Genomic DNA, 13,900 nt, shown 5'->3' on the forward strand with positions numbered 1-13,900 from the left:
TGACAAATGTACCGTTCACGTTTTGTGCATAGGAGGGGAAAACGTTGAAAATTCATATCGTTCAAAAAGGCGATTCGCTCTGGAAAATAGCTGAAAAATACGGAGTTGATTTTGAAGAATTAAAGAAATTGAATAATCAGCTGAGCAATCCAGACTTAATTATGCCTGGAATGAAGATAAAGGTGCCTTCAGAAGCCGTTCCGGTCAGAAAAGAACCAAAGGCAAACTTCGGAACGTCTGCGCATAAGCATGAGCATCCATATGCTAAAGAAAAACCGAAATCAGTTGTGGATATCGAAGACACCATACCGGAAGAACCAAAGCCGTCAATTCCGTATGTGCCGCCGATCCCTGAAAAGCATGAAAATGTGCTGCCGGAAGCTGATATGAATCAGTATTATCCGACCAATCAGCTGTTTCAGCCGTGGTCGCCTCCTAAGCCGGAGGAACCGGTGACACATTTTGTCGAGCCGAAAGAAAAAGAGCATGACAATAACATTCCACAACAGGAGGAAATGATCAACATGGAAAACGCGAATTACCCGAATATGCCAAAGGCGCCTGAAGCCGGAAAGATGGAAGAAGAAAACGCAGCTTATCATCTGCCGAACATGCCAAACATCCCGAATGTCCCATTTCCGAATATGCCGGCCGTTGAACCGCCTTTTATGCATTACCCGATTCCGTGCATGCCTTGTCCTTGTCCGGTTCCGGTGACACCGATGCTGCCGGGTTCGGGACTATGCCATCCGTGCTTCCCGGTAGGCGGAGGTTTCGGCGGTTTTGGAGGAGGTTTTGGAGGCTTTCCGGTAATGCCGATGCCGTTACCGTACGGATTCCATCATCCGGGATTTGGGCCGCAAGCGGGTTACGGTGAATATGAAAACCTGGCCCATGAAAATGCAGAGCATTTTGATGGTTTTGCATCTGGTTTCGGCGGTGCTCCATACGGACATATGCCGTATTACGGCGGCTATTCATCACATTACGCAAACGAGCCTCATCACGATGGGAAATTTAAGGACGATGATTGCGGCTGCAATGATTCGCATCATCACCATCATCACCACCACGGTTCACATCATCATGGTTCACATCACCATCACGCCAATATGCCTGTGCAGCCATATCCGAATGTGGGCGCAAGTGCCGGATATTTTATGCCTTACGGCGGAGCAAATCCCAATGCCGCGCCGAATCAGCCGAGTCCAAATCAAGTATTCGGACGGCCGGAGGAAGATGAAGACTAATGTATCGGGACGATGTATGTCGTTCCTTTTTTTATGTCCGAAGAAGACTGGACATAACTGACAAGCTTAAACCCGCCGTCGGCCGCACATCCTAAACATGAGCGGAAACGCTCACACAGCGATGAATCCACGGGGGGTTTTTCCATTGGGCAAAAAACTGATGACAATCGCAGGCGTTTTAGCCGTGACTGCAAGTTTAACGGCATGCGGAGCAAATAATGCCATGAATGACGGACGCTACAATCAGACAACACGTCCGGTCGGGTATTATTCAAATGACAATGATAACGGCAGACGCCAGTACGGAATGGACCATCAAGGACCTGTTTCCGAAATGATGGAAAACCGAAACGGCCGCCGGGATACGACAAACGTGTCTTACCGAAATACGCCGAATAACGGGGTTCCGTTAACAACGGACGGCACATATAACGGCCGCAACGCCAATACGCCGCCGGCCGCTATGTCTTATAATGGGTATGACAATGCCGAAAACATCAGAATGGCGGCAAAAATTGCAAACCGCGTGAAAAAAGTAAAAGGCGTACAGGATAGTCAGGTCGTCGTGACTGACACAAGAGTCGTCATTGCTGTCAGAACAAATCATCCTTTTACGAAAAATGATGATCAACATGTCAAACATGCAGCCAAAAAATTCGCGGACGGCCGCGCAATTCAAGTATTTACTGATAACGCCACTTTTACAAAGCTTCAAGACATGAACAAAAACAGCCGTTAGACGGGACTGCCGGATGATTTCATCCGGCAGTATTTTTTTCATCATTTCTTTACATAGTCTTAAAACGCTCTTTATATTGCGCTGTTAACATAAAAGCTAAATAAAACGTAACGGAGGGGCTGGGATGAAAAAAACGGAGTGCGACAAAAGCCGCGGGACAAAAACTGTGTATTTGACCGTAAGAGGATACCGACTCAAACTGACGCCCGGACAGATGAAACTGATATCAGCCGGCCGGGCATAATAAAGCGGGGCAGCCTTTATTAGAGGGCTGCTTTTTTTTCGGCGAAGCAGTCAAAAGAAAGAAAACGGTTAAGCACCGGTATCTTTGGTCAAACTAGCATCAAGAGTTTGATTGAATAAAGAGGTGTTATTGGTGAAACGAATTTGCGGTGGGCGTCTTTTATTTATGTTTATCTTATCAGCTGCAGTCCTGATTTGCGGAGGAAACGATGCATACGGGGCAGAGGTCGAGCATTACGGGCCGCTTCGGGTGCACGTCCAGCTGGAAAAAGTCTATCTTGACGGTGATGTCGGCATCGAACATACGGATGAAACCGTTTTGGCGATGGAAGACTTTTGGGCCGCATACGCCGGCTGGACGCTCGTTGAGCAGAAAAAAGGCTTCGTTCTTTTCCGTAAGCATGTTGATGATATTTCTCCGCTCAGTAAGGTAAACGGTTATATCGGTGTCACGGACGGAGGGGTGATTTCCACTTTTCACGGCCGTCCCGGATCGCTGTCGGAGCCGATCCAGTCTTTCTTCCAAATTGATTTAGAGCGGTTGGAAAGCCGGTTGCAAAAGCATTTGGAACACGGTATACCGTACAGGACAAAAGCGGAGTTTGAGAGCGTGATCGATCATATTAAGACTTACAGCGGCTGACTTTGACGCAAGACATGTGACACATGTCTTTTTTTTCTGAACGGAAGGTGTCAAAGCGAACATACGTTAACTTTTCTATAAGACTTTGGCTGTTTTTGTGTTACAATGATAAGCAGTCAAAGAGGTGAATAGGTGTGATTGAATTCGTGAAGGGGACGATTGATTACGTATCTCCCCAATACATCGTGATTGAAAACGGCGGAATCGGCTATCAGGTCTTCACTCCGAATCCGTTTATTTATAAGGTAAGCAATCAAGAGACCATTTTTACGTATCATCATATAAAAGAAGACGCCTTTTCTCTGTACGGCTTTTCAACCAGGGAAGAAAAAGCGCTTTTCACAAAGCTGCTGAACGTCACCGGCATCGGGCCGAAAGGGGCGCTCGCCATTCTCGGTTCCGGTGATCCGGGAGCCGTCATCGAAGCGATTGAACAGGAAGATGAAGCCTTTTTGGTGAAATTTCCGGGTGTGGGCAAAAAGACGGCGCGGCAGATTATTCTTGATTTAAAAGGCAAACTGGCCGATGTCGTGCCTGAAATGATTGACAATCTGTTCAATCATGAAGCGCGCATTGAAAAACAAGAGGCTGAAACGGCGCTTGACGAGGCGCTTGAAGCGCTCAGGGTTCTCGGCTACGCCGAAAAAGAAATTAAAAAAGTGCTTCCTCACTTAAAAGAGGAAACGGCGCTTTCAACAGATCAATATGTGAAAAAAGCATTGCAAAAATTATTAAAGTAAGGTGATGTTCATGGATGAACGGCTCGTTTCAAGTGAAGCAGACAGCCATGAATCAATAATCGAGCAAAGCCTCAGGCCGCAGAATCTCGCCCAGTACATCGGCCAAAAGAAGGTGAAAGAAAATCTGCGCGTGTTTATCGATGCGGCGAAAATGAGGCAGGAAACGCTTGACCACGTTCTTTTATATGGGCCTCCGGGTCTCGGAAAAACAACGCTTGCGTCGATCGTGGCCAATGAGATGGGTGTGGAGATGCGGACGACGTCAGGGCCGGCCATTGAAAGGCCGGGAGACTTGGCAGCCATTCTGACGGCGCTTGAACCCGGAGATGTGCTGTTTATAGACGAAATTCACAGGCTGAACCGTTCAATTGAAGAAGTGCTGTACCCGGCGATGGAGGATTTCTGCCTTGATATCGTCATTGGTAAAGGCCCGTCCGCCCGCTCCGTCCGTCTTGACCTTCCGCCTTTTACGCTGGTAGGAGCGACGACCAGGGTGGGATTATTGACCGCACCGCTCAGAGACCGGTTCGGGGTGCTGTCGCGCCTTGAATACTATACGCAGGAAGAGCTGACAGATATCGTGTCACGAACGGCTGAAGTATTTGAAGTGGATATCGAAGAAGCGCCGGCTCTGGAAATTGCCAGACGGTCAAGGGGAACGCCGCGGGTTGCAAACCGGCTTCTCAGAAGGGTGAGAGATTTTGCCCAGGTGCTCGGCGACAGCCGCATCACGGAAGAAATCGCTCACGACGCGCTCGAACGTCTTCAAGTCGATGCGCTCGGCCTTGATCATATTGACCACAAGCTGCTGATGGGCATGATTGAAAAATTCAGCGGCGGTCCGGTCGGCCTTGATACGATTTCCGCGACAATCGGCGAAGAACCGCATACAATAGAGGATGTGTACGAACCGTATCTGCTGCAGATCGGATTTCTTCAGAGGACGCCGAGGGGACGGGTCGTGACCCCGGCTGTGTATGAGCATTTTCGATTGGAGGCACCCGCCTGTGACTGATTTTCCGAAGGTTCTCATGGTTCTCGGTGCTGTTTTGCTTATTGCCGGCGCAGTCTGGCACTTTGTCGGACGGCTGCCCGGAGATATTTTCGTTAAAAAGGGAAATGTCACATTTTTCTTTCCCGTTGTTACTTGTATTGTAATCAGTGTGATACTATCCATCCTGCTCAATTTTTTCGGCAGAATGAAATAACAATAGACAGAATAAAGGTGAAATGATGAAAGTCGATTTATTTGATTTTGAACTGCCTGAACGCCTCATTGCCCAAGTGCCGCTGAAAGAGCGTGACGCATCGCGGCTGATGGTGCTTGACAAACAGACGGGCGGTCTGACGGACAGTTCATTTAAAGAGATTGTCAGCTTTTTTAAAGAAGGGGATTGCCTCGTCTTGAACAATACCCGTGTGCTCCCTGCCAGATTATTCGGCACAAAAGAAGATACGGGAGCGAAAGTGGAGCTCCTGTTATTAAAACAGGAAGAAAATGATACATGGGAAACGCTTGTAAAGCCGGCGAAACGCGTAAAAAAAGGAACGGTCCTGACATTTGGGGACGGCCGGCTGACAGCGGTCTGCACGGAGGAACTTGATCACGGCGGCCGGAAAATAGAATTCCGGTATGACGGGATTTTTTACGAAGTGCTTGAATCGCTCGGTGAAATGCCGCTTCCTCCTTACATTAAAGAGCAGCTTGATGATAAAGAACGGTATCAGACCGTCTTTTCAAAAGAAATCGGGTCCGCCGCAGCTCCGACTGCCGGACTTCATTTTACGGAAGAGATTCTGGACGAGCTGAAGCAAAAGGGTGTGCGGATTGAATTTATCACCCTGCACGTTGGACTCGGCACATTTCGCCCAGTCAGTGCGGATGATGTGGAAGAGCATAACATGCACGCGGAATTTTATGAAATGACGGAAGAAACCGCCGCTTCTTTAAACGAGGTCAGAAAGTCGGGAGGGCGCATCGTGTCGGTCGGGACGACATCAACGCGCACCCTTGAAACCATTGCCGGCGAGCATGACGGCGTATTTACCGCTTCAAGCGGCTGGACGTCGATCTTCATTTATCCGGGATATGAATTTAAAGCGATTGACGGCATGATCACCAACTTTCACCTGCCGAAATCTTCGCTTATCATGCTTGTTTCTGCGCTTGCCGGCAGAGAGCATGTTCTTTCCGCTTACCGTCATGCGGTAGAAGAGGAATATCGTTTCTTCAGCTTTGGCGACGCCATGCTGATTATCTAATTTGAATGACAGGAGGCCTCATACAAAGTGGCTGAACAACCGATACGTTATGAATTTATAAAGGAATGCAAACAAACGGGAGCGCGTCTGGGCAGAGTTCATACGCCCCACGGCTCCTTTGAAACGCCTGTATTTATGCCGGTCGGCACGCTTGCTACGGTAAAGACGATGTCTCCGGACGAGCTGAAATCTATGGATGCGGGTATTATTTTAAGCAATACGTACCATTTATGGCTCCGCCCCGGACATGACATTGTAAAAGAAGCGGGCGGGCTTCATCAGTTTATGAACTGGGACCGCGCGATTTTAACGGATTCCGGCGGTTTTCAGGTCTTTTCATTGAGCAAGTTTCGTAATATAGAAGAAGAAGGCGTACATTTCCGCAATCACTTAAACGGAGACAAGCTGTTTTTATCTCCGGAAAAAGCGATGGAAATTCAAAACGCCCTCGGTTCTGATATCATGATGGCGTTTGATGAATGTCCTCCGTATCCGGCAGAGTATGATTACATGAAACGCTCTGTGGAACGGACCAGCCGCTGGGCGGAACGCTGTCTGGAGGCGCACGGGCGCTCTGATGAGCAGGGGCTGTTCGGAATCGTACAGGGCGGAGAGTATGAAGACCTGCGGACACAAAGTGCCAAAGACTTGGTTTCACTTGATTTCCCGGGTTATGCCATAGGCGGATTATCTGTCGGCGAGCCGAAGCACGTCATGAACAGAGTGCTTGAGTTTACAACTCCGCTTTTACCGAAGGACAAGCCGAGATATTTAATGGGTGTGGGTTCACCGGATGCCTTAATTGACGGCGCCATCCGCGGCGTGGATATGTTTGACTGCGTACTGCCGACCCGGATTGCCCGAAACGGCACGGTGTTTACGAATGAAGGGCGCCTGAACATGAAAAACGCCAAATATGAGCGCGATTTCCGACCGATTGACGAAGAGTGCAGCTGTCATACATGCAAAAATTACTCCCGTGCTTACATCAGACATTTGATCCGCTGCAATGAAACGTTTGGAATTCGATTAACAACTTACCATAACCTTCATTTTCTGTTACACTTAATGGAGCAGGTCAGACAAGCTATCCGAGAGGATCGTCTTGGTGATTTCCGAGAAGAGTTCTTTGAGCGTTACGGCTATAATAAGCCAAATGCGAAAAGCTTCTAAATAAAAACCATTTTTGAAAGGAGGGAAACAGATGGGTACTTTAGGCACAATCGTTCCTATTATTTTGATGTTTGCAGTGCTTTATTTCCTGCTCATCCGTCCGCAGCAAAAGCAGCAGAAGGCCGTACGCCAGATGCAGGAAGAGCTGAAAAAAGGAGATTCAGTGGTGACAATCGGAGGATTGCACGGCACTGTTGAGTCAATTGATGAAAGCAAGGTCGTCATTAAAACAGGTGATAACACCCGTTTAACATTTGACCGCCGCGCAATCAGAGAAGCTTCTGCTGAATAACAGCGAAGCTCATACATACTAAAAAAGAGCGGAGAATCCGCTCTTTTTTTATTACGCTGATCTGCTGCCCTTCAAATTCACTCCGAAAATCCCGCCCAGCATACTGACTCCCAAAAAGCCGAGATGAAACAAAAGCTGACCGGATGTAAATGATTTTCCGAACCCTAAATATTGAAACAGCAAGATGATTAATGAGAAACAAACGGCGGTTAACGCTCCGATCATCCAGCCTTTTTCTTTTGCTTTGCCGCCGGAAATAAAACCGCCGGCAAATAAAGAAAGAAAAGAAAGCGCGGTGACCAGCCAGCTGAAAGATGACTCTTCCATTGAGGTAACCGTCAGCAGCAGTGAAATCGCCAGACTCGTAAGAAGCATCACTGCAAAGATAGCCACTAAGCCGTATAAGACGCCTTTACCCACTTGTTTTGTTTCTTCCATTTTGATCTCCTCTCCGCTCTGGGCCTGACATATGACAAGCCGGAGCCCGTCTTTTTCTAAATGTATTCTCTGAATGTTCGGATTAGACGTAAAAGCATCATGTTCAGTTCATTTCTTACATAAAACAGAGCGGATCGCAAATGCTATGACCGTTGGAGGTGCGATATGGGAGATATTTTCATTATTACGATTCGTACGATTGTGCTTTATTTTATCATTCTTGTGATTTTCAGACTGATGGGAAAACGGGAAATCGGAGAACTGAGCATTTTGGATCTTGTCGTTTCCATTATGATTGCCGAGATAGCGGTTTTGGCAATCGAAAATGTAGATGATAAGCTTTTGCATACCATTGTGCCGATTGTCATTTTAATGATTATTCAAGTAAGCCTTGCTTTTATTTCGCTCAAAAGCCAAAAAATACGGCAGCTGCTTGACGGCAAACCCACTATTATCATTAAACAGGGAAAAATCGACGAACGGGCGATGAGGTCGCAGCGCTACAATTTTGATGATCTTCTTATGCAGCTGAGGGAAAATAACATCGAGAGAATCTCTGACGTGTCATACGCCATATTAGAGTCGTCGGGAAAGCTGTCAATCGTCAAAAAGAAAAACAATAAGGATAAGCAGATGGAAACACCGCTTATCGTCGATGGAGTCATTCAAAACGAGCATTTAGACAGAATCGGGAAAGACAAACACTGGCTCGAAAAAAACTTAGCGAAAAGAGGATATCAGGATCTTTCGGAAATATCATTCTGCACGTTTACAGACGGCGCTTTTTTTATTGATATCAAAAATGAAAAAGGGGAGCCTTAAACCAGATTCACCGCGTCACAAACCGTCCGATGACCGGAATCCGGATCAGCTCCTCCCTTTTAATCAGCCTGAATAACAGCAGAAGCACAATGTATAGTATGACGGTCATGGCAATCCAGCCTGTAAGATTAACGGCCTCTGACCCTGAAAAATGAACGGCGCGCTTTATGAGTCGGCTCACATAACCGCAGATGAATATAACAGCAAAACAGAGCGCATATTCTTTTATTTTAATGCTGATCGGAAGCACTTTGCTTACAGTGGCCGCATGGAGAAGGGTGACGAGCACCATTCCCGTCACAATCGCCAATGCCGCGCCCATAATGCCCAAAGAAGGCCTGGTCGCCAGCACAAAAATAAGGCCTGTTTTAACAGCGGCGCCGATAAAACTGTTCATCATGGCGGCTCCGGCTAAATTAAGCGCCTGCAGCACTGCTTGAAGGGGCCCCTGAAAATAATAGAGCAGAAAAAACGGCGCCATGACTTTAATAAAAACCGCCGCATTAGTCGATCCGTACATGACGGACATCAGCTCATCAGCGAAAGAGAATAAAATAACCACCGAAATGCCCCCGCTTAAAAGACACAGCCTCATCGCCTGTTCCAGACGGTATTCGACAACCTGCAGCTTTTTTTGCTCCATTCCTTCACTGATCGCAGGAACAAGGGCCGTTGACAGAGAATAGGTTATAAAGCTGGGCAGCGTCAAAACCGTCATGGCAAATCCGGTCAGCTCCCCGTACTGGCTGGTGGCAGCAGCGGTGGCGACTCCTGCAATTGCAAGGCTCTGCGCGACGACAATAGGCTCAAAAAACCAAGACAAGTTTCCGATGAATCGGCTTCCGGTTGTCGGGAGCGATACGCTCATCAGCTGACGGAAGGTCTCTTTTCCATTTGCAATCGATTTGAAAAATTGTTTTCTGATTCTGATTGTTTTTTTAGCTTTGAAACAAATGAATAAATAAATAAGAGAGGCGAGCTCTCCGATGACAGATGAAATCATGGCTCCGGCTGCGGCATATTCAATCCCGTATGGCAGAAACACTGTCGTGCAGACCGCGACAAGTGAAATCCGCACAATCTGCTCAAGCACTTGGGAAAATGCCAGCGGGTTCATATTCTGCCTGCCCTGAAAATAACCGCGCAGCACGCTGGAGATTGCGATAATCGGCACGACGGGCGTAATCGCCAGAAGCGGGTAAACCGTGCGTTGATCAGTCAGCATCGTTTCCGCCATAATCGGCGCAAAGCATAAAAACAGCGGCGTAAAGATGAGACTTAATACCCCGGTGATGGTAAGCGACATCACTAAAATGTGTTTCATTTTCTGCCGGTCCCCCCGGGCGCTTGCTTCAGCGACGAGCTTGCTGATGGCAACAGGGAGGCCGAATTGGGTCAAAGTGGTGGCCAAAAAAAATGTCGGGGCAGCCATCATGTACAATCCGACACCTTCTTCACCGATAAACCGGGCGATGACCACCCGATTGACAAAGCCGAGCATTCTTGTAATCATCCCCGCTGCGATGAGAATAAGAGTGCCCCTTAAAAAAGTCTGTTTTGCCATTTTATAACCCCTGCCTTCTCAAACTACCTGGAATCATATACAATAAAGATATGCGCCGATGTCGTCCGAGCATGACAAGTCTTCGAGAAAAAGGGAAAAAGGAGCGAGCGCCCATGGAGAAGCATCCTGCCGAAATGTATAAGGATCATTTGCGGCCTTTTTTGTACAGTAAACTTGAAGAGTTCAAAATCCTTGGATACGATGATGTTGAACACGAGAGTTTATGGTCATACCTAATACATAAAAAGTGGAAACAGAAAAAGGAAATGCCGCTGTATGAATTGGCCGGCGATATTTTATCAGTTAAAATTGGCGATTTTATGAACTATGCAACCGTTGAAGCTTTTAAGTCGTCTAATTGGCTGGAAAGCGATGAAGGTCAGGAAGCTTTGGATGAACTGCTGAGATAATGATTTGACGGCATAGGTTTAAGGAGGAAATACATAATGAAAAAAGGACGCTTGATTGCGTTTTTCCTGATCGTATTATTAATCGGCACAGGGCTGGGGTATTTTACAAAACCGGCTGCCAATAATATTACGTTAGGATTGGATTTACGCGGCGGGTTTGAAGTACTGTACGACGTGCAGCCCGTCAAAAAAGGCGATAAAATCACAAAAGACGTGCTCGTCAGCACGGTGCAGGCGCTGAACCGCCGGGCTAACGTTCTCGGCGTAAGCGAGCCGAACATTCAGATTGAAGGGAACAACCGCATCCGCGTACAGCTGGCGGGCGTCACGAATCAAAACAGAGCGCGCGAAATTCTGTCAACGGAAGCGCAGCTCTCATTCAGGGACACGAATGATAAAGAGCTTTTAAACGGCTCTGATCTCGTGGAAAACGGCGCGAAGCAGACTTTTGATCCGACAACGAACGAACCGATTGTCAGCGTGAAACTGAAGGATGCAGACAAGTTCGGAGAAGTGACGAAAAAGGTCAAGAAAATGGCGCCTAATAATCAGCTCGTCATCTGGCTCGATTATCAAAAAGGCGATTCATTTAAAAAAGAAGTCGGCAAAAAACATCCGAAATATGTATCCGCTCCGAATGTGAGCCAGGAATTAAATACAAAGGATGTCACGATTGAAGGCCAGTTCACCGTTCAAAAAGCAAAGGACTTGGCCAATATTTTAAACGCGGGCGCACTGCCTGTGAAACTGACCGAAAAATACTCTACTTCAGTAGGGGCGCAATTCGGACAGCAGGCTTTACATGATACGGTCGAGGCCGGCATCATCGGGATTGCAATTGTTTTCTTATTTATGCTGCTTTATTACAGACTGCCGGGACTCATAGCGGTCATTACGCTTTCTGTATACGTGTATATTACGCTGCAAGTGTTTGACTGGATGCAGGCTGTGCTGACTTTGCCGGGTATTGCGGCGCTCATTTTGGGTGTCGGGATGGCGGTTGACGCCAACATTATCACCTATGAACGGATAAAAGAAGAGCTGAAACTCGGCAAATCCGTCCGTTCGGCTTTCCGTTCAGGAAACAGACGGTCATTTGCGACGATCTTCGATGCGAATATCACAACGATCATCGCAGCGGTCGTGCTCTTTATTTTTGGGACAAGCTCTGTAAAAGGGTTTGCGACGATGCTGATCTTGTCAATACTGACAAGCTTTATCACAGCTGTCTTCCTTTCAAGATTCCTGCTCGGCCTTCTTGTGGAAAGCAGATGGCTTGACCGGAAAAAAGGCTGGTTCGGCGTCAAGAAAAAACACATTATGGATATTCAGAAGACCGACGAAAATACTGAACCGCATACGGCATTCCAGAAATGGGATTTCACGAGCAAACGAAAATACTTCTTTATTTTCTCAAGCGCTGTAACCGTTGCGGGAATTATCATCTTGCTGATCTTTAAGCTCAACCTGGGAATCGATTTTGCAAGCGGTGCGCGGATTGACGTGCAGAGCAATCATGCTTTGACGGCGCAGCAGGTTGAAAAAGATTTTGACTCTCTCGGCATGGATCCGGAAAACATCGTGCTCTCGGGTAAAGAGAACCATGTTGCCGCAGCCCGGTTTGTCGGAGAGCCATCTAAAGAAAAGATCGCTGAAATCAAAACGTACTTTAAGGATAAATACGGAGCTGAACCGAATGTCAGCACGGTATCGCCGACAGTCGGAAAAGAACTGGCCCGTAATGCCTTATATGCCGTGGCAATTGCATCAATCGGCATCATTATTTACGTGTCAATCCGTTTCGAGTACAGAATGGCTATCGCCGCGATTGTATCCCTGCTGTATGACGCTTTCTTTATCGTCGCGTTTTTCAGCATTACAAGGCTTGAGGTCGACGTCACCTTTATCGCCGCTATTCTCACCATAATCGGTTACTCGATAAATGATACGATCGTTACATTTGACCGGATACGCGAGCAGATGAAAAAACGCAAGCCGAAGTCATTTGCCGATCTGGAACACATTGTGAATCTGAGTTTGCAGCAAACCTTTACACGCTCGATCAATACGGTCTTAACCGTTGTGATTGTAGTCGTCGTGCTGCTTATTTTAGGCTCATCGTCAATTACGAACTTCTCAGTCGCCTTATTGGTCGGTTTATTGACGGGTGTTTATTCTTCTCTTTACATCGCTTCACAGCTGTGGCTTGTATGGAAAGGAAAAGAATTTAAAGGGAAAAAATCAATCGAAGAGTAAAATGGGAACAGGCTGTCTTGCAGAAGGCAGCCTGTTTTTTAGGCTGCGTTGAACTTAAAACCTGCATTTGCTATAATGACATACGCTTACATAATCAATCATCATTGTAAAAACATGTAGGAGGGTTCTTATGAATGTTCGTGAGTCGGAACTTCCGGGCATCGGCCAGAAAGTCGAAATCATTACGAAAAATCATGATAAAATCAGTATTATTCTCCATGATGACGGCAGAAGAGAGCTCTATTACTTCGATGAGAAAGACTATGACGAATGCTTGGCATCCGTTGAATTTAACGATGAAGAGGCGAGGCAGATTTCCGCTATTTTAGGCGGGATGACGTATAAGCCGAAAGCGCTGGAATCTGTGGAAGTTGCACTTGATGATCTCGTTATTGAGTGGTTTAAAGCCGAATCCCGCGCACCGGCTGTCAGCCGCACAATCGGAGATTTGGATATCAAGAAGCATTACAACGTCCAGATTATTGCGATCGTTAAGAAAAACCGGCGAAAACAGCTGAGCCCCGGCATTGATACTGTGATTGAAGAAGGGGACACCCTCGTCTTATCCGGTGAAAGAAGCGGATTGAAAAGGCTGGTCCGTGAGCAGTTAACGGCCCGGATTTCCTGAGACCGGGGTTTAATCTCTGGAAAATGAGGGAAAAGATAAGAATTAATAATTGGGGGCTGACGTATGAATAAACAATGGACTATTATATTCGCTTTACTATTTACTCTGATTGTCGCCATTTTTGCTGTTATTAACGTGCGGGCGGTTGAGGTTGATTATCTGTTCGGCACCGCTGAATGGCCGCTGATTTTAGTCATTTTAGGCTCTGTGTTAATGGGAGCGCTGATCGTATTTTCAGCCGGTATATTTCAAGTGATGAAGCTGAAGCGGGAAATTAAAATGCTGCGGAAAGAAAACAGATCCGCTGCTGAATTGCCGGCTGATCCGGACGGCAGAAAACCGGCCGCGCCGCCGGAAGAAATATTGGAAGAGAAAAAAGGATCAGAATAACATTTGAAACCCCTCAGTCCGCTCTAGTATAATAGGGTGGTTGAGGGGTG

General features: G+C 47.0%; 17 protein-coding genes. 15 read left to right on the plus strand and 2 right to left on the minus strand.

Annotated features, from left to right (window positions below; translation table 11 throughout):
- Positions 1 to 44: 44 nt before the first annotated feature.
- The 10 genes from safA to yajC all read left to right on the plus strand — a co-directional run bounded on the left by safA (position 45) and on the right by yajC (position 7,342).
- Positions 45 to 1,250 (plus strand): spore coat assembly protein SafA, encoded by a 1,206-nt coding sequence (gene safA, locus ACQE26_RS10750; RefSeq protein ID WP_438420316.1) that lies wholly within the window; start codon positions 45 to 47, stop codon positions 1,248 to 1,250.
- Between the two features lie 145 nt (positions 1,251 to 1,395).
- Entirely contained in the window at positions 1,396 to 1,989 is a 594-nt protein-coding gene (locus ACQE26_RS10755; protein ID WP_438420315.1) for a YhcN/YlaJ family sporulation lipoprotein, read from the plus strand.
- A gap of 124 nt (positions 1,990 to 2,113) precedes the next feature.
- Positions 2,114 to 2,233 carry a hypothetical protein gene (locus ACQE26_RS10760; RefSeq protein WP_420913147.1) on the plus strand — a complete coding sequence of 40 codons (120 nt, stop codon included), beginning with the start codon at positions 2,114 to 2,116 and terminating at the stop codon, positions 2,231 to 2,233.
- Positions 2,234 to 2,398: 165 nt separating this feature from the next.
- Complete coding sequence (gene bofC / locus ACQE26_RS10765) at positions 2,399 to 2,875, plus strand: sporulation cell-cell signaling protein BofC (RefSeq protein ID WP_438422145.1); 477 nt, start codon at positions 2,399 to 2,401, stop codon at positions 2,873 to 2,875.
- A gap of 134 nt (positions 2,876 to 3,009) precedes the next feature.
- Positions 3,010 to 3,615 (plus strand): Holliday junction branch migration protein RuvA, encoded by a 606-nt coding sequence (gene ruvA, locus ACQE26_RS10770; RefSeq protein ID WP_003152683.1) that lies wholly within the window; start codon positions 3,010 to 3,012, stop codon positions 3,613 to 3,615.
- 10 nt (positions 3,616 to 3,625) lie between these two features.
- Complete coding sequence (ruvB, locus tag ACQE26_RS10775) at positions 3,626 to 4,630, plus strand: Holliday junction branch migration DNA helicase RuvB (RefSeq protein WP_045926484.1); 1,005 nt, start codon at positions 3,626 to 3,628, stop codon at positions 4,628 to 4,630.
- The gene (locus ACQE26_RS10780) at positions 4,623 to 4,823 is read left to right on the plus strand and encodes a DUF2905 domain-containing protein (RefSeq protein WP_003152687.1); all 201 of its coding nucleotides are present in this window, start codon (positions 4,623 to 4,625) and stop codon (positions 4,821 to 4,823) included. The genes ruvB and ACQE26_RS10780 overlap by 8 nt, the downstream gene beginning before the upstream one ends.
- Before the next feature lie 25 nt (positions 4,824 to 4,848).
- Positions 4,849 to 5,877, plus strand: a complete 1,029-nt coding sequence (gene queA / locus ACQE26_RS10785) for a tRNA preQ1(34) S-adenosylmethionine ribosyltransferase-isomerase QueA (protein ID WP_016938803.1) — start codon at positions 4,849 to 4,851, stop codon at positions 5,875 to 5,877.
- Between the two features lie 27 nt (positions 5,878 to 5,904).
- On the plus strand, positions 5,905 to 7,050 hold the full coding sequence (tgt, locus tag ACQE26_RS10790) for a tRNA guanosine(34) transglycosylase Tgt (protein WP_016938804.1): 1,146 nt from the start codon (positions 5,905 to 5,907) through the stop codon (positions 7,048 to 7,050).
- Between the two features lie 31 nt (positions 7,051 to 7,081).
- Positions 7,082 to 7,342 carry a preprotein translocase subunit YajC gene (gene yajC, locus ACQE26_RS10795; RefSeq protein WP_012118091.1) on the plus strand — a complete coding sequence of 87 codons (261 nt, stop codon included), beginning with the start codon at positions 7,082 to 7,084 and terminating at the stop codon, positions 7,340 to 7,342.
- 51 nt (positions 7,343 to 7,393) lie between these two features.
- Here yajC and ACQE26_RS10800 read toward each other — a convergent pair whose 3' ends face one another.
- Complete coding sequence (locus ACQE26_RS10800; protein WP_016938805.1) at positions 7,394 to 7,780, minus strand: TIGR04086 family membrane protein; 387 nt, start codon at positions 7,778 to 7,780, stop codon at positions 7,394 to 7,396.
- Positions 7,781 to 7,945: 165 nt separating this feature from the next.
- Here ACQE26_RS10800 and ACQE26_RS10805 point away from each other — a divergent pair, with 165 nt between their 5' ends.
- On the plus strand, positions 7,946 to 8,602 hold the full coding sequence (locus tag ACQE26_RS10805; protein ID WP_500469332.1) for a DUF421 domain-containing protein: 657 nt from the start codon (positions 7,946 to 7,948) through the stop codon (positions 8,600 to 8,602).
- 7 nt (positions 8,603 to 8,609) lie between these two features.
- Here ACQE26_RS10805 and spoVB read toward each other — a convergent pair whose 3' ends face one another.
- The gene (gene spoVB, locus ACQE26_RS10810; protein ID WP_438420313.1) at positions 8,610 to 10,166 is read right to left on the minus strand and encodes a stage V sporulation protein B; all 1,557 of its coding nucleotides are present in this window, start codon (positions 10,164 to 10,166) and stop codon (positions 8,610 to 8,612) included.
- Between the two features lie 113 nt (positions 10,167 to 10,279).
- Between spoVB and comN the strand changes: the two genes are divergently transcribed.
- The 4 genes from comN (at position 10,280) to ACQE26_RS10830 (ending at position 13,850) form a co-directional block, all read left to right on the plus strand.
- The gene (gene comN, locus ACQE26_RS10815) at positions 10,280 to 10,576 is read left to right on the plus strand and encodes a post-transcriptional regulator ComN (protein WP_016938808.1); all 297 of its coding nucleotides are present in this window, start codon (positions 10,280 to 10,282) and stop codon (positions 10,574 to 10,576) included.
- A gap of 36 nt (positions 10,577 to 10,612) precedes the next feature.
- Positions 10,613 to 12,832: a protein translocase subunit SecDF gene (secDF, locus tag ACQE26_RS10820; RefSeq protein ID WP_438420312.1), complete on the plus strand. Its 2,220-nt coding sequence runs from the start codon at positions 10,613 to 10,615 to the stop codon at positions 12,830 to 12,832.
- A 130-nt stretch (positions 12,833 to 12,962) separates the two neighbouring features.
- Entirely contained in the window at positions 12,963 to 13,460 is a 498-nt protein-coding gene (locus tag ACQE26_RS10825; protein WP_500469335.1) for a cation:proton antiporter regulatory subunit, read from the plus strand.
- Between the two features lie 63 nt (positions 13,461 to 13,523).
- Entirely contained in the window at positions 13,524 to 13,850 is a 327-nt protein-coding gene (locus tag ACQE26_RS10830) for a LapA family protein (RefSeq protein WP_016938811.1), read from the plus strand.
- Positions 13,851 to 13,900 lie beyond the last annotated feature (50 nt).

The organism is Bacillus sp. 5RYD7K (assembly GCF_059831465.1).